Origin of the sequence: Corynebacterium sp. Marseille-Q4381 (genome assembly GCF_036881695.1) — a bacterium.
Classification (GTDB): Bacteria; Actinomycetota; Actinomycetes; order Mycobacteriales; family Mycobacteriaceae; genus Corynebacterium.
This window is the reverse complement of sequence record NZ_JBAJNR010000004.1, coordinates 67,059-92,632: the sequence shown is the minus strand read 5'-3', so window position 1 is coordinate 92,632 and position 25,574 is coordinate 67,059. Positions and strand designations below refer to the sequence as shown.

25 protein-coding genes and 1 pseudogene are annotated in these 25,574 nt (G+C 65.1%); 8 read left to right on the top strand and 18 right to left on the bottom strand.

Annotated features, from left to right (window positions below; genetic code table 11):
* Positions 1 to 95: 95 nt before the first annotated feature.
* Complete coding sequence (locus V6D40_RS04640; RefSeq protein WP_334289198.1) at positions 96 to 383, bottom strand: hypothetical protein; 288 nt, start codon at positions 381 to 383, stop codon at positions 96 to 98.
* A gap of 282 nt (positions 384 to 665) precedes the next feature.
* Here V6D40_RS04640 and V6D40_RS04635 point away from each other — a divergent pair, with 282 nt between their 5' ends.
* The 3 genes from V6D40_RS04635 to V6D40_RS04625 all read left to right on the top strand — a co-directional run bounded on the left by V6D40_RS04635 (position 666) and on the right by V6D40_RS04625 (position 2,120).
* Positions 666 to 1,058 carry a hypothetical protein gene (locus tag V6D40_RS04635; protein ID WP_334289197.1) on the top strand — a complete coding sequence of 131 codons (393 nt, stop codon included), beginning with the start codon at positions 666 to 668 and terminating at the stop codon, positions 1,056 to 1,058.
* Positions 1,059 to 1,187: 129 nt separating this feature from the next.
* Entirely contained in the window at positions 1,188 to 1,898 is a 711-nt protein-coding gene (locus V6D40_RS04630) for a hypothetical protein (RefSeq protein WP_334289196.1), read from the top strand.
* Positions 1,899 to 1,931: 33 nt separating this feature from the next.
* Positions 1,932 to 2,120: a hypothetical protein gene (locus tag V6D40_RS04625; RefSeq protein ID WP_334289195.1), complete on the top strand. Its 189-nt coding sequence runs from the start codon at positions 1,932 to 1,934 to the stop codon at positions 2,118 to 2,120.
* On the opposite strand, the gene V6D40_RS04620 is transcribed toward V6D40_RS04625, so the two are convergent.
* Positions 2,121 to 5,267 carry an exonuclease domain-containing protein gene (locus tag V6D40_RS04620; protein ID WP_334289194.1) on the bottom strand — a complete coding sequence of 1,049 codons (3,147 nt, stop codon included), beginning with the start codon at positions 5,265 to 5,267 and terminating at the stop codon, positions 2,121 to 2,123. It abuts the gene before it with no gap.
* A 141-nt stretch (positions 5,268 to 5,408) separates the two neighbouring features.
* Between V6D40_RS04620 and V6D40_RS04615 the strand changes: the two genes are divergently transcribed.
* Together V6D40_RS04615 and V6D40_RS04610 are read left to right on the top strand one after the other, a co-directional pair.
* Positions 5,409 to 6,605: an NAD-dependent epimerase/dehydratase family protein gene (locus V6D40_RS04615; RefSeq protein WP_334289193.1), complete on the top strand. Its 1,197-nt coding sequence runs from the start codon at positions 5,409 to 5,411 to the stop codon at positions 6,603 to 6,605.
* On the top strand, positions 6,605 to 7,750 hold the full coding sequence (locus tag V6D40_RS04610; protein ID WP_334289192.1) for a glycosyltransferase family 4 protein: 1,146 nt from the start codon (positions 6,605 to 6,607) through the stop codon (positions 7,748 to 7,750). Before V6D40_RS04615 ends, V6D40_RS04610 begins: the two co-directional genes overlap by 1 nt.
* 9 nt (positions 7,751 to 7,759) lie before the next feature.
* Here the strand turns inward: V6D40_RS04610 and V6D40_RS04605 are convergent, their stop codons facing one another.
* Positions 7,760 to 9,208, bottom strand: coding sequence for a glyceraldehyde-3-phosphate dehydrogenase (locus V6D40_RS04605; protein ID WP_334289191.1), 1,449 nt, complete (start codon positions 9,206 to 9,208; stop codon positions 7,760 to 7,762).
* Positions 9,209 to 9,417: 209 nt separating this feature from the next.
* On the opposite strand from V6D40_RS04605, the gene V6D40_RS04600 reads away from it, so the two are divergent.
* Positions 9,418 to 11,046, top strand: coding sequence for a histidine-type phosphatase (locus V6D40_RS04600; RefSeq protein WP_334289190.1), 1,629 nt, complete (start codon positions 9,418 to 9,420; stop codon positions 11,044 to 11,046).
* A gap of 6 nt (positions 11,047 to 11,052) precedes the next feature.
* Here V6D40_RS04600 and V6D40_RS04595 read toward each other — a convergent pair whose 3' ends face one another.
* On the bottom strand, positions 11,053 to 12,054 hold the full coding sequence (locus V6D40_RS04595) for a 3-hydroxyisobutyryl-CoA hydrolase (RefSeq protein WP_334289189.1): 1,002 nt from the start codon (positions 12,052 to 12,054) through the stop codon (positions 11,053 to 11,055).
* 39 nt (positions 12,055 to 12,093) lie between these two features.
* Here V6D40_RS04595 and V6D40_RS04590 point away from each other — a divergent pair, with 39 nt between their 5' ends.
* Positions 12,094 to 12,660, top strand: coding sequence for a DNA-3-methyladenine glycosylase (locus V6D40_RS04590; protein ID WP_334289188.1), 567 nt, complete (start codon positions 12,094 to 12,096; stop codon positions 12,658 to 12,660).
* A 14-nt stretch (positions 12,661 to 12,674) separates the two neighbouring features.
* On the opposite strand, the gene ppk2 is transcribed toward V6D40_RS04590, so the two are convergent.
* The 9 genes from ppk2 to V6D40_RS04545 form a co-directional block, all read right to left on the bottom strand.
* Positions 12,675 to 13,535 (bottom strand): polyphosphate kinase 2, encoded by an 861-nt coding sequence (ppk2, locus tag V6D40_RS04585; protein ID WP_334289187.1) that lies wholly within the window; start codon positions 13,533 to 13,535, stop codon positions 12,675 to 12,677.
* A gap of 40 nt (positions 13,536 to 13,575) precedes the next feature.
* Positions 13,576 to 14,220, bottom strand: a complete 645-nt coding sequence (locus V6D40_RS04580; RefSeq protein ID WP_334289186.1) for a hypothetical protein — start codon at positions 14,218 to 14,220, stop codon at positions 13,576 to 13,578.
* A gap of 141 nt (positions 14,221 to 14,361) precedes the next feature.
* Entirely contained in the window at positions 14,362 to 15,483 is a 1,122-nt protein-coding gene (locus V6D40_RS04575; protein ID WP_334289185.1) for a glucose-1-phosphate adenylyltransferase family protein, read from the bottom strand.
* Positions 15,484 to 15,500: 17 nt separating this feature from the next.
* The gene (locus V6D40_RS04570) at positions 15,501 to 17,306 is read right to left on the bottom strand and encodes an ABC-F family ATP-binding cassette domain-containing protein (protein WP_334289184.1); all 1,806 of its coding nucleotides are present in this window, start codon (positions 17,304 to 17,306) and stop codon (positions 15,501 to 15,503) included.
* 12 nt (positions 17,307 to 17,318) lie between these two features.
* Positions 17,319 to 17,975 carry an exonuclease domain-containing protein gene (locus V6D40_RS04565; protein ID WP_334289183.1) on the bottom strand — a complete coding sequence of 219 codons (657 nt, stop codon included), beginning with the start codon at positions 17,973 to 17,975 and terminating at the stop codon, positions 17,319 to 17,321.
* Complete coding sequence (locus V6D40_RS04560; protein WP_334289182.1) at positions 17,972 to 18,982, bottom strand: GHMP family kinase ATP-binding protein; 1,011 nt, start codon at positions 18,980 to 18,982, stop codon at positions 17,972 to 17,974. Before V6D40_RS04560 ends, V6D40_RS04565 begins: the two co-directional genes overlap by 4 nt.
* Complete coding sequence (gene rsmA, locus V6D40_RS04555; protein ID WP_334289181.1) at positions 18,975 to 19,847, bottom strand: 16S rRNA (adenine(1518)-N(6)/adenine(1519)-N(6))-dimethyltransferase RsmA; 873 nt, start codon at positions 19,845 to 19,847, stop codon at positions 18,975 to 18,977. The genes V6D40_RS04560 and rsmA overlap by 8 nt, the downstream gene beginning before the upstream one ends.
* Positions 19,848 to 19,856: 9 nt before the next feature.
* Complete coding sequence (locus V6D40_RS04550) at positions 19,857 to 21,011, bottom strand: transglycosylase family protein (protein WP_334289180.1); 1,155 nt, start codon at positions 21,009 to 21,011, stop codon at positions 19,857 to 19,859.
* 62 nt (positions 21,012 to 21,073) lie between these two features.
* The gene (locus V6D40_RS04545; RefSeq protein WP_334289179.1) at positions 21,074 to 21,895 is read right to left on the bottom strand and encodes a TatD family hydrolase; all 822 of its coding nucleotides are present in this window, start codon (positions 21,893 to 21,895) and stop codon (positions 21,074 to 21,076) included.
* 13 nt (positions 21,896 to 21,908) lie between these two features.
* Between V6D40_RS04545 and V6D40_RS04540 the strand changes: the two genes are divergently transcribed.
* The gene (locus V6D40_RS04540) at positions 21,909 to 22,295 is read left to right on the top strand and encodes a DUF3806 domain-containing protein (protein WP_334289178.1); all 387 of its coding nucleotides are present in this window, start codon (positions 21,909 to 21,911) and stop codon (positions 22,293 to 22,295) included.
* Positions 22,296 to 22,307: 12 nt separating this feature from the next.
* Here the strand turns inward: V6D40_RS04540 and V6D40_RS04535 are convergent, their stop codons facing one another.
* The 5 genes and pseudogenes from V6D40_RS04535 to phnC form a co-directional block, all read right to left on the bottom strand.
* Positions 22,308 to 22,874: a MurR/RpiR family transcriptional regulator gene (locus V6D40_RS04535; protein ID WP_334289300.1), complete on the bottom strand. Its 567-nt coding sequence runs from the start codon at positions 22,872 to 22,874 to the stop codon at positions 22,308 to 22,310.
* Between the two features lie 108 nt (positions 22,875 to 22,982).
* Positions 22,983 to 23,120: pseudogene (locus V6D40_RS04530) on the bottom strand (MurR/RpiR family transcriptional regulator); the annotation flags it as partial.
* A complete protein-coding gene (phnE, locus tag V6D40_RS04525; RefSeq protein ID WP_334289177.1) occupies positions 23,083 to 23,955 on the bottom strand; it encodes a phosphonate ABC transporter, permease protein PhnE in 873 nt (290 codons plus the stop codon). The pseudogene V6D40_RS04530 and the gene phnE (V6D40_RS04525), both read right to left, overlap by 38 nt.
* Positions 23,956 to 23,958: 3 nt before the next feature.
* On the bottom strand, positions 23,959 to 24,747 hold the full coding sequence (gene phnE, locus V6D40_RS04520; RefSeq protein WP_334289176.1) for a phosphonate ABC transporter, permease protein PhnE: 789 nt from the start codon (positions 24,745 to 24,747) through the stop codon (positions 23,959 to 23,961).
* Positions 24,747 to 25,556, bottom strand: a complete 810-nt coding sequence (gene phnC / locus V6D40_RS04515; protein ID WP_334289175.1) for a phosphonate ABC transporter ATP-binding protein — start codon at positions 25,554 to 25,556, stop codon at positions 24,747 to 24,749. The genes phnE (V6D40_RS04520) and phnC overlap by 1 nt, the downstream gene beginning before the upstream one ends.
* Positions 25,557 to 25,574 lie beyond the last annotated feature (18 nt).

Sequence of the window (25,574 nt, the reverse complement as noted above, 5' to 3'; positions counted from 1 at the left end):
AAGCGCAAGGGAGCAGTTGCTTGCCGACGCCCACGCCCTCCCCCGGTCGCGGCAGTCATTCTGCCGCGCATAATCCAAATGGTGGCCTGACACTCCTATTGCCGCGCTTCGCTGAGGCCATCTGCAAAGATGCGCCCTAAGGAACTGATGATGACTGCCGTAATTAAGTAGCCGCTGACCGCATAGTTAAAAAGGCCATTACACATCCCATCGCTAAGTAAATCGTAAATCAGAAAAACGGGCGCTAGTAAAACCATCGTGGCCAAGAAACGGTATGGAGAAAGCACCCTTCGCTTAGCGAAAAACTGGACTAGATACCCCATTGCCACGATGCACAAGGAAAGGAACAGTGCGATTACTACACCAAGAACCACATAGATCATGCTTTTCTCTGAATTCTTGAGGGGTGGCCACTACATCATTGCGTTGAACCTTACTCAAGACCAGTCATTCTGCCGCGCATAATCCACCCCGGTCGCGGCAGTCATTCTGCCGCGCATAATCCACCCCGGTCGCGGCAGTCATTCTGCCGCGCATAATCCACCCCGGTCGCGGCAGTCATTCTGCCGCGCATAATCCACCCCGGTCGCGGCAGTCATTCTGCCGCGCATAATAACTACCCACTCACCGCCGCCTATTTCAGGGTGGGTGGAAAGATGCCAACCATGGGTTTCTTCGACAAGTTGGGTTTCGGCAGTTCAGCGGAAAAGCTGGTTGAAGTGCCGAGGCGCGTCGCGCGGGTAGATGTGGACACCCTGTCCGTGCACACAGCGAACCTCTCCCCCGATACCAATGAGCGGCTAGTCATCATCACCACCTCCGCTGCCGCCCTTGAGGATTTACGACAGGCCACCACCGCCGTTCAGTTAACAGGCGAAGCGGATTCTCGTTTGGTCACGTTTGTTCCGACACGGAAGTCCTCGGCCCCGGTTCTTGACCCACGTCAAGGTTGGATCATCCCAGTACTGCCCGAAACGCAGGAGGAGATTCGGTCCTTGCCAAAAGGGCCCGGCGAGTACGAACTGACGACACAGCATCTCGGGCTGATCTTCGTCTAGCCCCAGCACGTCCACTCAAGTGTGCACGCATTTCCGGGTGGCAACACGAACGCAGCCCTAAAGTTCGCCGTGGGGGATGAAAGATCACCTAACGCACCACACTGGAATCAGAAAACTTGGGGGGAAACCATGGCGTTTGCTACGTACAAACTGTTCTACGGAAAAGAAACTGGTGAAGGGTTCGACGAATTCTGCGCTGCCATCATCGTCGTCGGTAAACCGCGGCAAGGCTCGGAGCCGGAGGTACAACTCTCGATCGTCGAACCCCATTCGGAACACGCAGCTGCATGGTTTGATGTCGACGGTTTCACTGAAGTCGTGAACACTGTCGCGCTCGTGGTGAAGGGAATCGACGAGGAGACGCTGGAGATCCACGATCCGGGTCTTCCGAACTTCCGCCTCGAGACCGGTACCAAGTTCGAGGCCGAAGACCCTTCGACGGCGACGATTGCGGTGATGGACGCGGGACCAAACTTGTTTACCGCGTTCACCGTTGAATTCCAGCCGAACCTGAAGGACCCGTCCACGTTCCCTGTGGCTGTCTTCGTTTTCGATCCGCGGATTGGCCGGCTCGTTTCCGAGGTGTACGGGTGGGAGAACCCGTTCGCGCCGCCGGCGTACAACCAGCTGCACGTAAGAGTTGTGAACCGTCGAATGAAAGAGCTATTCGATTCAATTGAGCGGGCGAAGCGCGAGGGGCGGACGATCAGCCCGTTCAAGAACATGGGGCCGCAGTTCCGCTCGGAGAAACTGCCCACGGTCGAGGCTGACGATATCCACGACGCGTTGGACAAGGCCGTGGAGTACGTGGAGACGTACTACGCCGTCGAGGCGTCTTAGAGGTTTTTCAGCTGAGGGCTTATTATGGCCGACATGACGCCTTTGAGCTCGACGCTGAACAGAAACTTCCACCTCGGCGCGCAGGACACCCGCCGATTCGTATGGTCTAACCTCGCCAATGATTGGTTGCCCACGTCGTGGCAAGAATCCATCACCCAGCTCTCCTACTCGGTGACTGGGCTGTGGGACTCCGTCATCCGCGCGATCGAGCTCGTCTTCTAGCTACAGCGAGCGGATCACGTCCGCGAGGTCGTCTTGGCGGCGGTGTCCGAAGATGGCGGCAGCGCGGCGGCGCGGCGCGTCTGGATCCAGGCCGAGGGCCGCGTTGATGGCGCGCATCGCCGACGCCTCATCCGACGCTAGCGCCGGGTCGAGCGCCATCCGGTCCAAAAGCGCGGCGAGTCCGCCGGTGCCCGCCTCGCCGCCGTCGAACTGGGCCTCGGGCGCCATCGTTACGTCGAACGCGTTCGGGTTGTCCAGGTCGGCGTCGAAACGAAGCCACACGCGGTGGCCCTCCCGCGCCCCGATGTCCTCGAGGAACCGGCGGATAGTGGCGAGGCTCGGCTGGCGCAGCTTGTTCACGCGAACCGCCTGCGGCCCCAGCCGGCTCGGGACATCCACGTAGGAATCGACGGGCACGCTGTAGATGCCCGGCACGCCGCGCGGCACTTGGAACCCGGAACCGCGCAGGTGCTCGGAATTGACGGTGACCAAAAGGTGCCACGCACCATCGCGGAAGTACAGGTCGCGCGACTCCTGAGGGTCCGCATTGATCGCCTCCCCCGTCGCTTCCTTGCGCTTGACCATCCCGCCCTCAAGCTCGTAGTGGACGCTCGTTGCGTACTGGTACACGGAGTTCTCGCTGATGCGCAGCGCCGGCGCGGCACTCATCAGTTCGTCGAGCGGCACCTGCCCACCGGATTCGTCGATGCGTTTGCCAATCCACTCGTGGATATTGTTGAACTCCTCCTGGCCCCATTCGCGCAGGCCGAACAGGGAGTTCGCGACGCGGATGATGCGATCGTCCACCGCGATCTGGTTGCCCACCGAGCGCGGGTTGGCGCCGTTGCCGAGCGCGTCAACAATCTCCTCCGTCGTCATCGGCGCGCCGTGGATCGACAGGACCGCAGCGGCGCGGTCTTGGTGGCTGGAGTCGATCACCACGTGCTCGCCGTCCGGCAACACGAGCAGGCCAGGTGCTTCGCTGAGCCACGCAGTCAGAAGCTCCGGGTCGACCCCAAGATCGCCCGCCACAAGTGCGATTGCCGACGCCCCGTAGCCCGTATCCCGCTGCCGAATCGCAGCGCGGGCGGTGTCGTCGAAATCGGTGGTGGTGATCCACGTTCCGTCGTTAAGCCAAGCTCCGAACAAGCGCCGGAAGTACTCTTCGTATGTCACGTCGAAGTCGGTGACTTCGAACAGGGCGGGCATCGCTGCCTTGGTCTGCTCGACGGATGCGAGCGGGGTGAGCAGGGCTGCAAGCTGCTTGGCGACGGCCCGCGACAGCCCACTGGTCGGGTTGAAGTGGTCGAGCATGCCCGACTGCAGCTGGCGCACGCGCTCGCGCGACACACCGAAGTTCGTGCCGATCTCGTCGAGCGTTGTGTCGCCGAGCAGGCGGCGTTTGGCAACGACGGTGTAGCGCTCGTCGGATGCGCACACGTGCGTAAGCTCCGCAACGCAAGCGGCGAATAGTGCGCGCAGCGCGTCCGCACTTGCTTCAGGCTGCGGCATGTCCGGCAGCGACGAGCTGGTGGTGCCCTCTGGCAGCGCAGCGCCGCTTAGCGTCAGCCATCCGGAGAGCACGGTGATCTGGGTGTGCAGCGCGTCGTGGCGTGCCGTGTCGGCGTTCCACTCCGGCACCTCGCTACCCGCGTTGTCGACGTAGAGACCGGGCACGGCAACCTCCGCGGTGTCCCGTGCGGTAAGCACCACTGCTTCAACCAGGGCGCGGAGCTTCTTCGTTCCCACCCCCGGGAGGTCCTTGACGTCGTACGCGGTCGCGTCGAGGAGCCGCTCAAAGCGCTCGGTCCAGCGCGAGACCGCCTTGTCCACCCCTGTCGGCGGGAACTCGATCGGGGTGTTCGGGGTCAACGCGTGGCTCATCTCGTGCAGCGGGCGCGACGGGAACTGCTCGATCCACGCCTCGGCCACCTCGGCAGCAGTGGCCCAGTCCTCGTTCAACCACGCAAACGACGCCCACGGCGAAACCGACACCGTGTCAGCGATCGCGGAGGCCGGCTCGAGACCAGACGCGATCTGGGCGAAGCGGGTTTCGCTAATGATCGGCACGCCAAGCTCGCGGGCACGGTGGATCTTCGGCCCCTCGCCCCGGGGGTAGGCCGCGACAAGGACGCTCGTCTGCTCAGTCACGTCCCCGACCAGCAAGCCCACCGACGCGGCTTTTTCCTCCCACTCTTCACGCGGCAAATCCAGCACACCGGCGAACGCGACGCGTGATCCCGCGGCAAGCGGCACCCACGGGCCGTGCTCGTGGGGCTCTGGGTCGGCGAACAACCGCGCCACCGCGTCCGGGTCCGCGCCAAGCACCTCGCCCAGGGCCACGACCGAGCTACGTTCCGCGTCGGTGACCACCCCGTCGAACCACGCTTTGACCGCCAACTGGCGCAGCAACTCGTCGTGGACAGCGGCGACGTCCTCCGGGCTCACGCCCGCAAGCTCCGGCCGCGAGCGCAGCGCGCGGATCCGATCAAGGTCGACGGGGCGTTCAGCGGCCGCGCCGCGGAGCGCGCTGCGGTAGCTATCCCACGTGTCGGCCCCTTCCCCGTCGCGCGGCTTCGGCGGCGCGCCGGCGGGCAGGCCGTTGGCGTCAACGTTCAGGCGTTCGACCTCGGTGTACGAGATGCCGTGGGCGCGGGAAATCACGCGCAACAACTCGGCGATCGACTCGGATTTGGAGAGCGCGGAGGCGGATCTGGTGGGCGCGAGGGCGGTGTGCAACAGTGCGTCGTTAAGCGAGCGGATGCCCCACAACCGCTGGGCGTACGCGGCGGTGTCGAGCCAGGCACCGTCTGTAAAACCGGTGTCCGCGCCCAGCCGGCGGTACTCGAGGCGCAGGAAGCGCTGAACCGCTTCGGCGTTGTGTGCCACCGGGATGCGCCCGCCGATGAGCCCGGCCAGCTCCGCAGCGATCTGCTCGAAGCGCGGCGCGTCCGCGACATCGTCCGAACTCAACCCGTGGGAGAAACTGCTCGGGATGCCGCGGCCCGGGTTGACCAGCGTCGACCACGAGCGCTCCGGGGACATGTCCGGGGCGAGCAACGCCACGCCGACCTCAATCACCCGGTCGGCGCCTCCAAACCCGGTTGTCTCGAGGGATATAACGGCGTAACCGGCGGGGGTAAGCATGCGCAACCTCAATTAGTGCAGGCGAATACGGAAAATCAAGGGTTACTTTATCCCCGAACCCAGCACTTGGCAGGCAGGGGTGTCAGACCCCGGGTAACGTTGTCTAGACGTTAGTTCTCGGTTCTAGTCTGGAGTGTTCACGTGAAAATTGCTGTACTCGGTGGGGACGGATTCTGCGGCTGGCCCGCGTCACTGCACCTTTCCGATATCGGCCACGAGGTCGTCATCGTGGACAACCTGTCCCGCCGCGCGATTGACCAGGAGCTTGGCGCAGAGTCTCTGACCCCGATCGCGTCCATCGAGGACCGCCTTGAGGCGTGGAAGGAGGTCTCCGGCAAGGAGATCGGCTTCCGCAACATCGACGTGGCGCAGGACTACGAGGGGCTTTCCGCCTTCATTAACGAGTGGCAACCGGACACCGTGATCCATTTCGCCGAGCAGCGCGCCGCGCCGTACTCTATGAAGACCCCGCGCACGAAACGCTACACAGTGGACAACAACGTCAACGCCACCCACAACCTGTTGGTTGCGATTGTGGAGTCGGGTCTTGACATCCACGTGGTGCACCTAGGCACGATGGGTGTCTACGGCTACGGCACCGCTGGCATGCAGATCCCGGAGGGCTACCTGGACATCCAAGTCGACGCCGGCGAGAACGGCATCGTGGAGCAGCAGATCCTCTACCCCACCAACCCGGGCTCGGTCTACCACATGACCAAAGTGCTGGACCAGAACCTGTTCGCCTACTACGCCAAGAACGACTCCCTGCGCATCACCGACCTGCACCAGGGCATCATCTGGGGCACCCACACCCCGCAGACGGAGCGCGACGAGCGCCTGATCAACCGCTTCGACTACGACGGCGACTACGGCACCGTGCTCAACCGCTTCCTCATGCAGGCCGCGGTCGGCTACCCGCTGACAGTTCACGGCACCGGCGGGCAGACCCGCGCGTTCATCCACATCCGCGACATGGCCAAGTGCATCCAGCTCGCGGTGGAGAACCCGCCGGCAAAGGGCGAGCGCGTCAAGATCTTCAACCAGATGACCGAGACCCACCGCGTGCGCGATCTGGCCAACCTGATCGCGGAGATCTCCGGCGCCGAGGTGCAGATGGTGCCCAACCCGCGCAACGAGGCCGCTGAGAACGAGCTGTTCGTGGCCAATGACACCTTCATCGGCCTCGGCCTCGAGCCGACCTACTTGGCCGAGGGCCTGCTCCAAGAGGTCGAGGACGTGGCGCGAAAGTACGCCGACCGCGCCGACCGCGAGAAGATCCCGGCGCGCTCCCTGTGGACCTCCGCGCAGTCCGCGGGCGTGCCCGAGGGCGAAAAGTAGTGCGCATCGCCCTGCTCACCGAGGTCTTCTTACCGAAGATCGACGGCGTGGTCACCCGGACAGTGCGCCACGTGGAGCAACTCGCCGCGATGGGCCACGACGTCCTCATCTTCGCCACCGGTGACGCACCTTCGCAGTACGCGGGGTGCGAGGTGGTGAAGGTGCCGTCTTTAAGCTTTAAGCCCGTCTACCCGGAAATCCAGTTTGGCCTGGTTGGCCCGCTGGTAGCGCGTCGGCTTGCGCAGTTCGAACCGGATGTGGTGCACGCGGTGAACCCGATCTGGACGGCTGGGTGGTCCACGCTGATTGCGAGTGCGCAGGGCCTTCCGCTGGTCGGGTCGTTCCACACGGATGTGCCCGAGTACACCAGCAAGCTGGGCATCGGCTGGGCGAAGCCGATCTCGGAATGGGGGCTTCGCACCTTCCACGGCCGCTGCGAATACAACCTGGTCACCTCGGGACCGATGATGGATAAAGCCGCAGGCTACGGCGTCGAGAACATCCGCCTGTGGCCGAAAGCCGTGGACACGGAGAGCTTCCGCCCGGATGCCCGCACAAGCGAGATGCGCGCGAGGTTGACGGGCGGCCACCCGGAGGACCCGCTGGTGACAGTGGTGGGCCGCCTCTCCGCCGAGAAGTCGGTCGAGCGCACCCGCCCGATCATGCAGGAGCTGCGCAAGGCCGTGCCGAACGCTCGCTTGGCGCTCATCGGTGCGGGCCCGCTTTACGACGCGCTGCGGGACGACTTCACCGACGACTGGATCCACTTCACCGGCTACCTGTCCGGCGAGGACCTCCGCGCCGCCTACGCCTCCGGCGACGTGCTGCTCTTCCCCTCCACCACCGAGACGCTCGGGTTTGCGGCCCTCGAATCGTTCGCGTCCGGCGTGCCGGTGGTCGCGGCGAACGCGGGCGGCCTTCCGTTCGTCGTCGCCGACGGCGAAACCGGGTTCCTGGTGGATCCGGAGGAAAGCGACGCGCGGTGGGCGGCCGCGGTAGAGCAGTTGCTTATCGACGCACCCCTTCACTCATCCATGTCCACCGCCGCGCGCACCGAGGCGCTCCGGTGGAACTGGAAAACCTCCACCGAAGCTGTGGTGGAGGTTTACAACGAAGCTATCGCGGCACACGCCGCGCGGCGCTAGCCGAGCTCTTTAGAGCTCGGAGACTGCCTTACGCGGCGGGTAGATCTTCGGGCGCACGCCGGCGATGTCCTCGACGACGCGGACCACCTGGTGGGAGTAGCCGTACTCGTTGTCGTACCACACGTAGAGCACTAGGTGCTTACCGGAGGCGATGGTGGCCAAACCGTCGACCACACCCGCGTGGGTGGTGCCGAGCAAGTCGGTGGAAACCACCTCGGGCGAGTTGATGTAGTCGATCTGCTGGCGCAGCTCGGAATCGGTGGAGACGCGGCGCAGGAAGTTGTTCACCTCGTCCTTTTCCACCTCCTGCTCGAGCTCGAGGTTGATCACAGCCATCGACACGTCAGGGGTGGGCACGCGGATCGCGTTGCCGGTGAGCTTGCCGGCAAACTCAGGCAATGCCTTGGACACGGCCTTGGCAGCGCCGGTCTCGGTGAGCACCATGTTCAGGCCTGCGGCGCGGCCGCGGCGCGGGCCCTTGTGGAAGTTGTCGGCCAGGTTCTGGTCGTTGGTATAGGAGTGGACGGTCTCCACGTGGCCGTGGACCACGCCGTAACGGTCGTTGATCACCTTCAGCACCGGGGTGATGCCGTTGGTGGTGCAGGACGCGGCGGAGAGCACGCGCTCGTCGCCGATCATGTCCTGGTTGATGCCGTAGACGATGTTCGGGATGTCGCCCTTGCCCGGCGCGGTGAGCAGCACGCGGTCCACGCCTTTGGATTCCAGGTGGCGGGACAGGCCGTCGCGGTCGCGCCAGGCGCCGGTGTTGTCCACCACGATGGCGTTGTCGATGCCGTAGGCGGTGTAGTCAATCTCAGCCGGGTCGTTGGCGTAGATCATCTGGATCGGGGTGCCGTTGGCCCAGATGATCTCGTTCTCCTCGTCCACGGTGATGGTGCCGTTAAACGGGCCGTGGACGGAGTCGCGGCGCAGCAGCGAAGCGCGTTTCACAATGTCGATGTCGCCCTTCTTGCGCACCACCACAGCGCGCAGGCGCACGCCGCCGTAGGTCGCCTCGCGGGCGATCAGAATGCGGGCGAGCAGGCGGCCGATGCGGCCGAAGCCGTACAGCACCACGTCGCGCGCCTCCAGCTCAGAGGACGTGCCGACCACGTCCGCGAGCTGCTCCTCCAAAAACGCGCGCATGTCGGTGGTCTCGGCCTTGCGGTACAGGCGGGCAAGCCGGCCCAGGTCGATGGACGCGGTGCCCAAGTCCATCTCGACCAGCTCTTGGAGGATCGGCAGCGTCTCCTGCAGCGGGAGTTCCTTTTCCTCGATGCGGCGGGCGTAGCGGTGCGCCTTGATCACGTCGATGTCGGTGACCCCCACCAACAGACGTCCGTGGATCGAAGTAGCCACGTTGTGCTCTCGGTGCAGGCGGCTGATCAGCGGCAGCATCTGCTGCGCGAGCTCAAGCTTGGTGTTCCAATCGTCGCGGGTGATGGCGGGCTCGGTCACGAACGCTCCTTGAAGTGGTAGTGCGCGGAATGAAAAATGTGGGAAATGGGGGCGATTTTGGCCCCAGAACCTCCCCTATCCTACCGGCCCCAGAGTGCGGCCGCGCCACAATCTCCCCGCGATGTTCACGCGGGGTTCACCTCGTTGTTATCTCGTGGTCTTACCGTTGCGCTGTCAGAGTTTCCCATCTTCACCGCCAAGGAGCACCCATGTCCCGCCGCGCAACCGCTGCTGCCGCAGCCGCAGCAATCACTGTTCCACTTGTCGCTGTCCCCACCGCTTCCGCGGCGGACGCAGCCACCTACTACTCCACAAAGCAGCCGTACTCCCCCGCCGCGCCGATCTCTTCCTACAGCGAGGCGCCGGCAGGCTTTGCGCAGATTTACACCACCTCGGTGAACCGCCACGGCTCCCGCGGCCTGTCCAGCTTCAAGTACGACGACTTAGCGCAGCAGATGCTCCAAGCCGCGCAGGAGCGTGGCCAGCTCACGGAGCTCGGCGAGCGTCTCATCCCGCAGGTTGAGGCGATGACCAAGGTCAACGAGGAACTCACCGGTCCGGGCGAGCCAGGCTACGGCAACCTGACCACATTCGGCCGCGAGGAACTGCGCGGCATCGGTGTGCGCAACGCCGCTCGCAACACGGCCTTCCTCGACCGCGTCGTCGCAAGCGACAACGACAAGGTGAAGTTCATGTCCTCCGGCGAGGACCGCGCGATCGAGTCCGGCCAGCAGTTCGGCAACGGCCTGTTGTCCGTGAACCCAGCGCTCGCCTCGCACGTGGTGGACGGCACCGACAACGGCACCGTCAACCTCGAGACCCGCAAGGACCTTCTCTACGCCCACAAGGACAAGAAGTCGGACAGCTACAAGGCGTACTCGGCGTGGAAGGACGGCGAGGTACTTGAGGCCAAGGTGCAGGAGGCCTACGACCAGCCCGATGCCCAGAAAGCCGCTCAGACACTGCTGGGCAAGATCTTTGCCCCGGAGTTCATCGCCGATCTCGAATCCGGCGAAGAAACCTTCGTCGGCCGCAAGGACGACTCGAAGACGGTGGAAGGGATTGTCGACGCCGCGCTGCAGTTCTACAACCTCTACATCATCGCCCCCGCGCTCGAGCGCGAGGCCTCCAAGCCGAAGGAAGGCTGGATCTTCCACGAGTACATGGACGATACCGACGGCCCGGTCTTCGCCTACCTGCTCGATGTGGAGGACTACTACGAGAAGGGCCCGGCAATCGAGGGCCAAACTGTCGCGTACGACAACTTCGCTCCCCTACTCGACCACATGATCACAGGCGTGCAGGACCGTGCGAACGGTGGCGACATCGCCGCCGAGTACCGCTTCGGCCACGCCGAGACCATCATCCCGCTCGCAGCGCTTTTGAAGCTGCCCGGTTCCGAGAAGGCGGTCCCGGCAGACGCAGTTATGTCCTACGACAACTCCGCGTGGCGCGGCGACAAGGTCTCGCCGATGGGCGCGAACATCCAGTGGGACGCGTTCCAGAACGACGAGGGCGTCACCCTGGTGCGCATGCTCTACAACGAGGTTGAGATCCCGTTCCACGCGGGCTGCGTGCCGGTGGCGGATGAGTCGATGTTCTACACCATCGATGAGCTGGCCGACTGCCTGCCGCTGGGCAGCACCTCCGACCACTCGAAGGCGCGCCCGAACCTCAGCGGGGATACCAAGCTCACACCAGAGGACAAGCCGGCCTCGCAGCGCGGATCCTCCACCGCCGGCGTCATCGCCATTATCGTGGGCACGCTTGCGGCGCTGCTCGCGACGCTCGGCGCAGGCGCGCTCCACACCGGCCTGGTGAAGCTGAACGGCTTCTAGGCCAGGCTAGGACAGCACCGCGCGGTACTTGTCCGGATCTGGCTGGGGCGCGAACGCCGGAGCTTGGTCCTTGTCCACGAGCACCGCGCGCACGCCCTCGGCGAAGTCGGGTTCGCGCCGCATGAGCTCGCCGAGCACCCGCTCGTTTTCCAACGCGCCGGCGAGGTCGTGGCGGGCGTTCGCCTCGAAAAGCTCGGCCGTGGCTACGAGTGACGATGGCGAGACTTGCTTCGTCAGGTCGCGAACCAGCTCGGCGAACTCGCCGGGCTGGGCGACAAGGCGCGCCTCAATCTCGGCCCAAGACCCGCCGAATGCGGTTTCGATGTCGTCGAACCAACGCGCGAGGGGGCTTTCGCCGGGCTGAACCGCGGCCGCATCGAGGGCCCCGATCCCCTGGTCAACGAGAGTGTCGAGGAGTCCCTCCAAGCTCTCGACCTTGTGGCTGGCTAGGCCGAGGGCAATCATGTCGTCTGGGGTCATGCGGTAGCCGGTCAGCCCAAGGTACTTCCCGAGGTTCGTCGACTCGCGGCCCGGCAAGTGCTGCAGTTTCCAGCTCATGCCGACGTCGGTGATGTAACCGATGTTCATCTCTGGCATTGAGGCGAACGACCCCTCGGCAACCACCATGTGCGACCCGAGCGCGGAGATACCCATGCCGCCGCCCATATCCACCCCGCTGACCAGCGCGATGTAGGGCTTGGGGAATTCGGCGATGAAGTTGTTCATCGCGTACTCCTGCGCGAAGAAGGCGTCGATGCGCTCCCCGTTGCCGGCGAGGCCTTCGGCGCGGGCGAACTTCACGTCGCCGCCGGAGCAGAAATGCTTGGAGTTCGAGCAGATCACCACTTGCTCGACCGTGTGATCGACCGCCCATTCGCGCAGGGTGGCATCAAGCACCCGAATCATCTCGTCGTCAAGCGAATTGAGGGCTTTCGGCCGGTTGAGCGTAATGATGCCGGTGGTGTCCCGGACCTCGGTCAGAATCTTGTTGTCCATAGCAGCATCCATGGGATCCAAGTGTTCCACATCACAAGCTACGATTGTTGGATGATCGATTTCACCCAGACCGCCGACATTGTTGCCCCGCAGCTTCTGGGGTGCGTGATCACGCACAACGGGGTGAGCATCCGGTTAACGGAGGTCGAGGCGTACGTGGGCTCCCTCGATCCCGCGGCACACACCTTCAACGGGAAGACGGCGCGCAACGCGTCGATGTTCGGTCCGCCGGGGCGGCTGTACGTCTACTTTTCCTACGGCATCCACCACAACGGCAACATCGTCTGCGCCCCCGAAGGCGAGGGCCAAGGTTGCCTCATGCGCGGCGGCGAAGTCGTAGCTGGCGAGGAGCTCGCGCGCCAACGGCGCCAGCGGCCGGAGCGCGCACCCATCCCCTACGAGAACTTGGCGCGCGGGCCGGGCAACCTCGGCCAAGCTTTAGGACTAACACTGCCGGACAACGGCACTCCGGTCCAGCTCACAGAGCGTGCGGAGGAGCCGGAATGGGTGGCGGGGCCGCGCATCGGCATCAGCAAGAACGCCGACGCCCCGCTGAGGTTCTGGATCCCCAAGAACAAGACGGTGTCGACGCCGAGGGGGTATCCGAAGAAAGCGTAGCGTCGACAAGCTGCCTAGCGCTTCTTGCCCTTTTTCTTTTTCTTACCTTCCACCTTTGGCTCCTCCAGCTTGGCGGCGGCGTCCGGCACGTAGCGGAACTCGTCGCGCGGCGGGCGCAGGTAATCGGTGGTCTCGGGGCGCTCCGGGATCTCGGGCAGGTCAAGGGCGACGTGCTCGTACGGGATCGTTGAGAGCAGGTGCGAGATCACGTTAATGCGGGAGCGCTTTTTGTCCTCGCTTTCCACCGTGTACCACGGCGCAGACGGGATGTCGGTGTGGATGAACATCTCGTCTTTCGCGCGCGAGTACTCCTCCCACTTCGTGATGGATTCGAGATCCATCGGCGAGAGCTTCCACTGCCGCAACGGATCCTCGCGGCGCGACACGAAGCGCTTGTACTGTTCCTCGTCGGACACCGAGAACCAGTACTTGCGCAGCATGATGCCGTCTTCAACCAGAAGACGCTCGAAGATCGGCGCCTGGTGCAGAAAGCGGCGGTACTCCTGCGAGGTACAAAAGCCCATGACGCGCTCCACGCCTGCGCGGTTGTACCAAGAACGGTCGAAGATGACGATCTCGCCCGCCGCCGGCAACTTCTCCACGTAGCGCTGGAAGTACCACTGCCCTTGCTCGCGCTCAGTCGGCTTCGGCAGCGCTTCAATGCGGCAGGTGCGCGGGTTCATGTACTGGGTGATCCGCTTAATCGCGGAACCCTTGCCCGCCGCGTCGCGGCCCTCCATGATGATCACGATGCGAGCGCCGGTTTCCACCACCCACTGCTGCATGGCTACGAGCTCCGCTTGAAGACGCAGCAGCTCCTTCTCATACGCCTTCTTGGACAGCTTCGGCGGCTTCTTCACAGACTCTTCGCTCATACCATCCACGGTAACCGACGCCTGCGCGCCAATGGTAGTTCTAGTTGAGGAAGTACTCCACCAAGTAGACGGTCTCGCCGTTTCGCGCGGTGGCGACGCCGAAGCGCTTCGGCTCCTTGACGGGGTTGGTACTGACGCGGTTCGTAGTCTCGTCGCGGCGCAGCCACGTGATGCGCTCAGCTGCCTGCGCCGGGTTCAGGCGGTAGATCTGGCCGGTGCCGCGGTCAGTGGCCGTCGTGCCGCGGCCGACGTTGCCGTTGAACGTGGCCTCCCCGCGAGCCGCCTGGGCAGCCCACTCAGCGGCAATGCGCTGCGCCTCGTCGTCGCGGCGGTGGCCTTCCTTAACCAGCTGCGCCTCGGAGGCCGCGACGAGGTCGCGCTCGGTGGCGCTGACCTCATCCTGCGGTGCGGCACCACCGAGCCGCTTCGACAGTTCAATGCGCTCCGGCAGGGTGATGCCGACGCGCTTGGCGCCGTCAACAACCTCGCGGGGCACCTCAATGTCCGGCAGCTGCGGCACCACGATGTTCGCCTGCGACGACAGGCCGTTGACCTGGAGATCCATAAACGGCGCAGAGCTCTGCGGCTGGGCGGAGGCGGCCGGTGCGAACGCTCCGGCGACAAGCGCTGCGGTGACGGCGGCGACGCCCGCAACTTTCTTAGAGTTATGTCCGATATTCCACATGCGTATCATTTTGCCACATCTGTTTCGATTATGGTAGAGCCCGCCGTCTTGCCCGGGGCGCGGGTCCGCTGGAGTTGTAGTTCTAGAGTTGTAGGTCTCCGGCCCCACCTGCGGCTCTCGAGCTGTACTACAACTGTGGGACTACAACTCCGCGGTCAGCACGGTGATGTTTCCCGGGCCCGGTTTCGTCGCCCCGGTGCGGCCGGGACCGACGTGTGCTCCGGTGTCCGCAATGACGGATTCCAAATGCGCGCCGCTGGGCACCACCACATCCGCGGTGAGCACGCAACGGTCCACCTTCGCGCCCCGCTCCACACGCACACCGGGGCCGATCAGGCTGTGGGTAACCTCGCCCGCAACGTCGGCGCCCGGGCAGATGAGCGAGTTGTCGACCTTGGCCTCAGGCCTAATCCGGGCCGGCGTGGAAGTCGAGAGGTTGCTCAAAACGGGCCAGTCGGGGTCGTAGAGGTTGAAACCGGTGCCGTCGATGAGTTCCATGTGCGCCCGGAAATAGGCGTCGATGGTGCCGACGTCGCGCCAGTAACCGTCCGAGCGGTACGCGTGCACGGAGGCGTTTTCCACCATGTGCGGCAGGATGGTTTCGCCGTAATCGCCCAGTTCAGCACCGTCAGATCCTTCGCTGACCAGGGCGTCGCACGCGGCGCGCAGCGCCGCCACGCGAAAGACGAAGACCTCGGTCGCGATCACGTGGCCCTTCGGCGACTCAGGTTTGTAGGCGTACTCGGTGACCCGGTCGCCGTCGGTCTGGATAACGCCGTAGCGGGAGGGGTCCTCGGCGACCTCGGTGGTCACTACAGTGACGTCGCTGCCGAGTTGCTCGTGCTGGGCAACGGCATCGCGAAGGTCCAGCTGGCAGAGGTGGTCGGCGCTCATGACCACCAGTGTCTCGGCGCCCGCCGCCTCCACCTCGTCGAGGTGCTGGTACAGGGCGTGGCCGTTGCCTTCACTGAAGCCGTCCTCGGTGCCGCCCTCGCCGGGCGGGAGAACCCGCAGCCCCGCCAAGGTGCCGTCCAAGTCCCAGGGGCGCCCGCCTGCCAAGTACCGGTTCAGGAAGTTGGGGCGGTATTGCTCGGCGATCCACACGTTGTTGATGCCGGAGTGGGTGAGGTTGGACAGGGTGACGTCGATAAGCCTGTAGCTCCCGGCGAACGCCACCGCGGGCTTCGGCTGGTGGTCGGTGAGCGGCGTGAGGCGGCTGCCGCGGCCGCCTGCGAGGACGAGGGCGACGAGTGGGGTGCGCATGGCACCATTGTGGACGATTAGGCCTCGAGCTGCTCCCCGAGTTCGAGCCACTGCATCTCCAGCTCGCCGCGTTCGTCGCGCAGCGCCGCAAGCGCCTTGGTCTTCGCGCCGATCGCCTCGAAATCGGGGCCGGCGCCGCCGGACAGCTCGGTGATCTCCGCCTCGAGCGCGGCCACGTCCTTGCCGGCCTTCTCCAGCTTGCGCTCGAGCGCGTTCATCTTCTTGCGCAGCTCGCGCTCCTCCTGCGAAGACAACGTCTTGGCGGGGGCGGCGCCAGCCTGCGGATCGCCCGCGCCCAGATCCAGCACACCGGTGCTGACCTGCTCGGCGGCGCGGCGGTCCAGGTACTGCTGGATGCCGCCGGGCAGGTTGGTGAGCTTGCCGTCGCCGAACAGCGCATAGGTGGTGTCGGCAATGCGCTCGATGAGGTAGCGGTCGTGGGAGATGACCACCAAGGTCCCGGCCCAGTTGTCCAGCAGGTCCTCGAGTTCTTGGAGGGTGTCGATGTCGAGGTCGTTGGTCGGCTCATCAAGCAGCAGCACGTTCGGCTCCGCCATCAGCACGCGCGTGAGCTGCAACCTGCGCCGCTCGCCGCCGGAGAGGTCGCCGACTGGGGTGCGCTGGCGCTTGGGTGAGAACCCGAGCCGCTCCGCGAGCTGGGAGGCCGAAAGCTGGCCCCTCCCTAGCTCGATGTAGGTGGCGACGTCTTCCACCGCGTCGATGACGCGCCGCGTCGGGTCAAGGTCGTCGAGTTCTTGGCGCAGCCAGCCGATGCGCGTGGTCTGGCCCTCGATGCGCTTGCCCGCAGCCAACGGGTACTCCCCCGCCAAAGTTCGCAGCAGCGTAGTTTTGCCGGAGCCGTTGACGCCGACGAGACCGATACGCTCGCCCGGCGCGAGGCGCCAGGTGAGGTGGTCGACCAGCGTGCGCCCGTCGGGGGCGTCGATGCGCGCGTCTTCCAGCTCGATGACCACGCGGCCCTGGCGCTGCTTGGAAAACGCCATCAGCTCGACCTTGTCACGCGGGGCCGGGACGTTGGCGATTAGCGCCTCGGCGGCTGCGATCCGGTAGCGCGGTTTGGAGGTGCGCGCCGGCGCACCGCGGCGCAACCACGCAAGCTCCTTGCGCGCCAGGTTCTGCCGCCGCTGCTCAATGGCGTCGGCTTGGCGGGCCCGCTCGGCGCGCGCGAAGGTCCAATCGTTGTAACCGCCCTCGTAGACGTCGACGGTTCCGTCGTGGACCTCCCACGTCAGGTTCGCCACGGTGTCGAGGAACCAGCGGTCGTGCGTGACCACCACAACCGCGAGCTTGCGCGAGAGCAGGTGGTCGGCCAGCCACTGCACGCCTTCGACGTCGAGGTGGTTCGTCGGCTCGTCCAGCACCACTAGGTCCAGATCTTGCACCAGCGCCGCAGCGAGGTTCACGCGGCGCCGCTCGCCGCCCGAGAGCTCGCCCACCGGCGTGTCCAGCCCGAGCGCGGCAACGCCCGTGCCGGCGAGCACCTCGCGCACTTTGGCGTTCGACGCCCACTCGAAGGTCTCGAGCCCCAACGGCGCCACAACGGCCTCGCCCACGGTCAGCGCGGGGTCGAGCTCGAATCGCTGCGTCACCACGGCCATGCGCAGCGAGGAGTTGTGCGACACCCGGCCCGCGTCCGGCGGCTCAATGCCGGTCAGCACCTCGAGCAGCGTGGTTTTACCGCCGCCGTTGACCCCGACGATGCCGATTCGTTCGCTGCTCTGCACGCCCAGCGACACACCGTCGAGCAGCGTTTTCAAGCCCCAAGTCTTGGAGACGTTTTCTAAGTTGATCAGGTTTGCCATCGAGGCCCAATCTTACGGCGCAAGCAAACCGTGCAACCCCCGGCTTCTTTGGAAGTAGGCGACGATGTGCGCGCACGCCAGCGCGTCGGAGTCCGCCCGGTGGTGGTTCAGCGGAAAACCCGGCGCGCAGAACGCGGCGACGGTGGGCAGGGTGTGGTCAGAAAGCTCCGGCAGCAGCCGCCTTGCCATTCGCGCGGTGCAGTACATCTGGGCCGGCACCGTGCCCGTGAAGTAGTAGCGGTCGAGGCCGCGCCACACGGAAGCGTCGAACGTGGCGTTGTGCGCGTACACGGGCGCGTCGCCAACGAAATCGACCACGTCGTCGGCGATGTCGAACCAGCTCGGGGCGTCGTCGATGTCGCCGCGGTAGATGCCGTGGATGTGGCTGAACTCGAACGCGATGTGTTCCTCGGGCGGGCGCAGGTACGTGCAAAACGCGTCGACCACCTCGAAGTCGGCGACTTTCACCATCGCGACTTGGCACGCAGACGCCCCGCCGACCCGGTTCGCGGTCTCAAAGTCCACGGCGACGAAGCTTCGGAGCAGGCTGCTTACCGACGGCACGTATTTCCCCTTCCGACCCTTCCCCGCAGTAATCGGCGAGTACGCAGAGTCCAACGCACCGCTGGTGCCGTCGAGGTGGTAACGAAGCGAGTCGAGCAGGTTCACGGCAGCATCTGCGTGCCATGCGCCGGGCCAGACGCCGCGAAGGAGGTGTAGCGCGGGAAGACCTCGCTAACCCGCGCGCGGACCTTACGCGCGTGCTCTCCGCTTTCGCACAGCAAGGCCACGGTTGGCCCCGAGCCGGAGACGATGGCGCGCAGCGCTTCGGCGTTACCGAACTCGAGCAGCTCACCGAGCTGCGGGCGCATCAGACGCGCCGGCAGCTCGAGGTCGTTGTGCAGCGCCTTGGCCAGGGCGTGCGGGTCGCCCAAGATGAGCGCGTCGGACACGGGGCCGACGTCCATGTTGGGAGTCAGGTCCGGGTCGTTCGCGCGCAGCTGGTCCAGCTTGGCAAAGGCGAGTTTCGTGCTGATGGTGGTTGCGGGGTTGACGAACACCCACCAGAAGGTGCCGCCGCCAGGAAGCGGTCTGAGCGAATCCCCGCGGCCTTTGCCGACAGCGTTGCCGCCCAGCACCGCGAACGGGACGTCCGCGCCGAGGACGGGCGCCGAGGAGCTGGTGAAATGGTCTGGAGCGTACGGCTCGCCGAAGTAGTGCTCGATGTAGTGGTTCGCGGCGAGCAGCGCTGCGGCCGCGTCCGCGGAGCCGCCGGCCATGCCGCCAGCGACGAACACCGACTTGTCCACCTCGATGCGCACCTTCGGCAGCGCCGGGTGGGTCACGCCAGCGGTGTGGTTGCATCCGTTGCGGAACGAGTTCACTGCGAGATCCACCGCGCGCCACGCCAGGTTGTCGGGGGTGTCGATGTCCTCGGGCAGGTCGTCATCGTAGAGCCAGCGGGTGGTGATGCCGGTGACCACCGATTCCGCGCGCGTGGGTTCCTCGTCCGGCTCCACTACCAGGCGCACCACCTCGCGGCGGTCGATGGCCTGGAAGACCGTGATCAGCTCGTGGTAGCCGGAATCGATGACGTTAGAGACGCCTAAGTGCAGGTTCACCTTCGCCGGCGCCGAAGCGGTGAACGTGCGCGGCTCGATCTCGCGGCTAGTCATCGGCGACGCTCCTTCGCATCTCGCCTAGGCGGATGAAGTCGTCCACGCCCAGGGCCTCGCCGCGCAGGCCCGGTTCGATGCCTGACGCGCGAAGCGCCTCCTCGGCGGCAGCCGGCGAGCCGTAGACACTCGAAAGCGTGGAGCGCAGAGTTTTGCGGCGTTGGGAAAACGCTGCGTCGACAAGCGGGAAAACATGCTCCCGAAGCCCCCTGTCGCGGTGCGGGTCGACGTCGATGCGCACCAGCCCGGACTCGATGTTCGGCGCCGGCCAGAAGACGTTCTTGCCGATGGTGCCGGCGCGCGATACCTCGCCGTAGAACGCCGCTTTGACGCTGGGGACCCCGTAGATCTTGGAACCCGGTGTTGCCGCGAGGCGGTCGGCGACTTCTTTCTGCACCATCACCAGCACGCGGCGGATGGAGGGGAACTCCGCCAAAAGGTGCAACAAGACGGGCACTGAGACGTTGTAGGGCAGGTTCGCCACCAGCGCGGTGGGCACCGCGTCGGCGGCGGCAACATCCGCGCGAGCCACCTGCAGCGCGTCGGTGTTGAGCACGGTCAGGCGATCTGCAAACTCCGGCGCGCGCTGACCAACTGTCTGCGCAAGCCGGCCGGCGAGGCGCGGGTCGATCTCGAGCGCGACAACGTGTGAGACCGTATCCACAAGCCCCAGGGTCAGCGACCCCAGCCCGGGGCCAACCTCCACCACAACGTCGTCGGGAGAAAGCTCCGCGGCCGCGACAATGCGGCGGACGGTGTTGGGGTCGTGGACGAAGTTCTGTCCGAGCTTCTTCGTGGGGGTGACGTCGAGCTCTGAAGCCAGTTCCCGGATCTCGACTGGCCCCAGCAGGTGGGAATCTGCCATACGGCGAGACTAGCGGATGCCAAGCGAGGCAGTGCACGCCGGCCACGCGCCCCAACCCTGGGACGCCTGCGTGCGCTGGGCGACCGCGATCTGCTGCTCGCGGGTGGCCATATGCGCCAGCGGGGCGTATTCAGTGCCGCCGTACGCGGCCCAGGTCGACGGCGTGAACTGCAGGCCGCCCTGGAAACCGTTGCCGGTGTTGATGGACCAGTTGCCGCCCGACTCGCACTGCGCGAGCGCGTCCCACACCGAGCCGGAAGCAACAGCAGGGGCAGCAGGGGCGGCCGCGCTGCTCGCGACCGGCTTGGTGCCGCGCGCGATGGTCGCGGGCTTCGCTTCGCGGACCACGCGCTCGCCCGCGACGTGGCGCGACTCCTCAATCCCGTTCACCGTGACGGTGCGGTGGTAGACCTCAGTCTCACCTGGGACAGCCTCGGCGCGGACTTCCTCGACCCCCTCGTCCAAGTTCGGGTCCTCGACGTAGGACGGCTCGGCAACCACCTCAACGATCTCGGAGGAGCGCAGCACCTGCACCCGGTCGATCACGATGTCCATGTTCGGCGTCACCGCCGCGTCGAGCGGAACGTTGACTCGGTCGTTGGAGCTGAGCGTGACCCCGCGGGACGAGAGCAGCTCACCGACGGTCTTCGCCGCGGCCGTGGTGAAGTGCTGCACGCCTGCGTCAGTGATGCCGACGACCTTCGGGGTGGTCACGTCGACGGAAAGGCCCTCGGTCACCGGAGCGTTTCGGTCGACGTCGGTTGCGGAGGCAGCGTCCACCCCGGCCTCGTCCATCAGCTCGCCGACCGTGGCCGCGGTGGAGGTGAGCTCCTGAGCCACACCGTCGATCACCACCGCGACCGGCTTGGCGGTGCGCACAGTGACGGTGTCGCCCCGGGAGACGCGCTCGCCCGGCGCGGGGTACACCAAGTCTTGCGCGCCCACGGTCACGCCGGCAGCCTGCAGCACGCCAGAAACGTCGCCGGCGAAAGTGCGCACGTTCGTCGCCTCGCCGTTGACGTCGAGGGTGATGTCCTTCTGAGCGGCCAGTGCCGTGCCGGCTCCGCCCACGATGACGGCGCCCGCGACGGCACCGGCGATGACCCGCTTCGGGGTCGAGGCGGTCTCGTGGGGCGGGTTCAGCGTTTTCTTCGCGGCAGACATGGCGGTAACGATACGGTAACGCTTCTATTACTTTCAAGTAATTGCGCGTTTTTTGTCGCGCATCACACCCCGTAGACCTGCGAAAACGTCTCACGCACCTCGTCTGCAACTTGGGCAACACTTGTCCCGCGGACGTCGGCAAGCAGCTGCGCCGTGTGACCGATCAACGCGGGCTCGTTGGCTGCCCCGCGGAACGGCTCCGGCGTCATGTACGGCGCGTCGGTCTCAACCAGGTACTGCCCCGCCGGTGCAAGAGCCGCGGCTTGGCGAAGCTCCTCGTTGCGCTTGAACGTCACGTTGCCGGCGAAGCTCAAGACGTAGCCGCGCTCCAGCGCCTCGCGCGCGACGCCGAGCGGCGAGGAGAAGCAGTGAAGAATCACGTGCTTTGGTGCGGGCGCGTCCGCGAGAATCCGCATCAACTCCGCATCGCCCTCGCGGTTGTGGATCATCAACGCCTTGCCGGAGCTGACCGCCAAGTCGATGTGCCAGCGCAGCGCCTCTTCCTGCACGTCAAGCGGCGCGGTTGCGTCCGGGTCGTGCGTGAGCCAGTAGGTGTCGATGCCGGTCTCCCCCACAGCCACGCAGCGCGGATCTGCGGCCATCTCGGTCAGGCGCGCACGCGCGGCGTCGTCGAGCTCACCCGCGCGAGTCGGGTGGATCGCGCACGCGGCGTAGACGTTGTCGAACTCGTGCGCCGCGGCGAGTGCAAGTTCTGCCTCCCGAAGCCCGTCCCCGACGGTGCAGATGCGCGCCACGCCGGCCTCTGTCGCGCGCTTAACCAGTTCCGCCGCCGGCACCTTGCACGAGGCGAGGTGCGTGTGGGCGTCAATCAGGCCGTCGATGCGGTCCGCGGGCACTGGCGTAGGGCGGGGTTTCTTGCTCATAGAATCCAACCCTATGGCATTCGAACCCATCGACAGCGCCACCGAGCGCCAGATCAACGCCGACCTCGCCGAAGCCGCCGGCCGCGGCATCAACGGCTCCCCGCACGACATCGTGGAAAGCTTCGAGGGCGAGCTCGCCGACTACCTCGCCCTGCCGCGCGACGTGCAGCGGTCCTACCCGCGCGGCGACACGGCCCGCATCTACGGCACCGCACTCGGCGATGCGCTGGTGCGCGAGGGCTACGTGTGGGCATTGCTTGCCGACGCCTACGGCACCGACCTCGTCGTCCACAAGGGGGAGAAATACGTCGCCCCGCTGGTGGTCGTGGACACCCGCTACGAGGACGAGGAAACGGGCAAACTCACCGTGTTCTTGGACCAGTTCTTGGGCGGGCGCTAGGGCTCGTTGCAGTTAGCTTTCGAGCGCGTCTCCGAGCAGTGAGAGCACCACTCCACGCGCCTCCGCCCCGCGTTCACCGCGATAGGCAAGCAGCAGCTCGACGATTTGCTCCGTGAGCACCATCAGCGCCGCGCGGGAGGTGTGGATGAGCTCGTCTTGAAACGAGTTGTTCGCCGGCGGCACGAGCAGCACCACGGTGGCGAGCTGCGTCAACGGCGACGGCGAGAAGTTCGTCATCGCGATCACCGCCGCACCGCTTTCCCGCGCCCGCTCCGCGGCCTCAAGCGTGGGCCGGTTCGCACCCGAGCCGGAAAAGACGAAACACACCGACTGTGCTCCGAGGTGGTGCGCCGCAATGCGCTGCGCCATTGCATCGGTATGGAACTCCGCTGATCGGCCAGCCGAGATAAGCCGCTGCACCAGGTCGAGACCGAGGGGCGCGGAAAAACCGTTCGCGACCACGAGTACGCGATCAGCTGCGTCAAGCTGCCGCACCGTTTCGGCCAGCGCTGTGCCATCAATCGCCCCGAAGGATGCCTCGAGGCGGTGCGAAAACTGCGCGACATTGTGCTGAACCATGTCGAGCATGGAACCGGTTGCGGGGTCGAACGCTGTGGCCGCCCGGGCGCTCGCTACTTCCTGCGCGAGCGCCACGCGAAGCTGGGGAAATCCCGAGTATCCTAACGTTTGCGCCGTACGGATAACGCTTGCCCGACTTACCCCAACGTGATCGGCAAGCTGCTGCGCCGTCATCTCTACGGCCGACGCTGGATCCGCACCGATGAAATCAACGACCGTTCGCTCCGTCGGTTGCAGCGACGACATCGCCGCTGCGATCCGGACGGTGGGCGGGCTGGCCTGACTCGGTTGCGTTGGCACGAACGGTAGCCCCTTCCATGATGCGGCGTCTGATAGTGCCGGATATAGCGTCAACGATCATGGTGGCCACAATGACAACGATCAACGTCATACCCACCACGTCCCACTGACGGTAGTTAGTGTAGTTCGCCAGCATCGCACCGATGCCGCCTGCGCCCACCATGCCGAGCACGGCCGAGGTGCGGATGTTGATCTCGAAACGGTAGAGCGCGAACGAGATCAACGACGGCGCGGCCTGCGGCCACAGTGCCCAGCGCACGGTCTCAGCGGTCGTGCCGCCGGCAGCGCGCACGGCCTCCGCCGGACCCGGCGGAAGGGACTCAATCGTTTCGTAGGCCCACTTTGCCTGCTGACCGATTCCCGAAATGGCCAAAGCCAGCGCCCCGGTGAACGGCGTGAGCCCGGTGACCGTAAGCAAGATAATGGCGATCACCGCTTCCGGGAAGGCGCGGATGACGGCGAAAAGGCCCCGCAGCAGGGCCCTCAGCCAGGCTGGCCCCACGCCACGCGCAGCCAGCATGCCGAGAGGGATGGCCAGCACGACAGTGCCGATCATGCCGATCCACGCCATTGAGATGGACCGCCACATCTCCAACAAAGCGCGGTCAAGCTTCGACCAGTCGGGCTCGGCAAACATCAGTTGCAGGTAGTGCCAAACCTGCCCGGGTACCTGCGAAAGCTCACTCCACGTAATGTTCAGCGTCGCGATCGAAACGATCACTAAGAGACCAAGCAGGATGGCAGCGATGGTCTCGTACGTTTTCCTCGGCTTGCCCGGCATTATCTACACCAGTCTCTTTCGCAGCCAGTTGGAAATCATCTCGACCAGAACTACGACCACCAGAATCTCAAGGATGATGATCGAGACATCGTCGTAGGCAAAAAAGGATCGGCGCTCCTCCAGTAGGCGGCCGATGCCGCCGGCACCTACAAGGCCCAAGATCGCGGACACGCGCACATTGAGCTCCAACGTGTACAACCACTGATTGGCAAACAGGGGCATGTTTTGCGGAAGCGCCATCGCGTGATTGATCTGGAGCTGCGTGCCACCCGCCGCCCGACCCGCCTCCATGTAGGAGTGGTCTGCCGAGTCGATGGCCTCCGAAACCAATTTGACCACGATGCCCAAGTTGAACAAGAACAGTGTGATCACACCCGGAAGCGCCCCGACTCCGACCATGGCGACCAAGATGGATGCATACACTAGGTCGGGCACTGACCGCATGATGTTTATTAGGGTGCGCGTTACCACCCGTCCGATTCGGTTCGGGTTGGTCGGCTGTGCGGCCCACAGTGTCAGCGGGACCGACACGATTGCGGACAGGACCGCGCCCACAAAGGCCATCTGTAAGGTCTCAAGCATCGGCAGCGCGGTTCGCGGCAGGAACGCAAAGTTGGGGTGCACCATCTGCGCTAGCTTCGCTGCACCGTTGCGCCAGTTGCGAGCGATGGATTCCAAGTCGATGGCGATGCCGCCAATCTGCGGCGTCATCGTCAGGGCCGTGAACCCCACGACCGCGAGCACAATGAGCGCCCAGCGAAGGTGGCTTGTCGGCTTCGCGGGAGTCTGCATCAGTGCTCCCCTAACCTGTCCTTGGCCTGAACGGGACGGCCGTAAATTTGCTGGAAGTCATCATCGGTGGCGTCGGCAGTTGGACCGTCGTACACCAACTCGCCGTGGCGCAAACCGATCAGCCTCGTCGTGTACTGCCGCGCCAAGTCAATCAGGTGCAAGTTAACCATCACCGTCAGGCCGCGCTCTTGGTTGATGCGCTGCAAGTCGCTCATCACAGAATGCGACGTGGGCGGATCGAGGGAGGCAACAGGCTCGTCGGCAAGCATGACCGATGGCTCCTGCGTGAGTGCGCGCGCAATGGCCACACGCTGTTTCTGACCGCCGGAAAGAGCCCCTGCTCGGGTCCACACTTTCTCCAACATCCCGACCGAATCCAGAGCGCTGAGCGCGAGCTCTTTATCCGCTGCAGCGGGGATGTCGAAGACGGTGCGCCACCACGGGTTTCGCGCGAAGCTGCCCACCATGACGTTATGGAAGACGTCGGTGCGCTCCGCTAGGTTGAACTGCTGGAATATCATGCCGATCTGGCCGCGCGCCTCACGCAGTTGTTTCCCGTTTAACTCGTTCATGGCGTAGGGACCAACTTGAACGGTTCCCGCAGAAACACTGGTCAGCCCGTTCATCGTCCGGATGAGGGTGGATTTACCCGAGCCGGACAAACCCACTACCGCGACCATTTCCCCCGGTTCAATGGATACCGAGACGTCTTTCAACGCCTGGGTACCGTTCGGGTATGTCACGGAGACATGGTCGAGGACTATCGGCCACGGTTCGCGGGTGATCTGCGATGCGCGCGCGTTATCCATGATCAGCTTTCGTTCCGG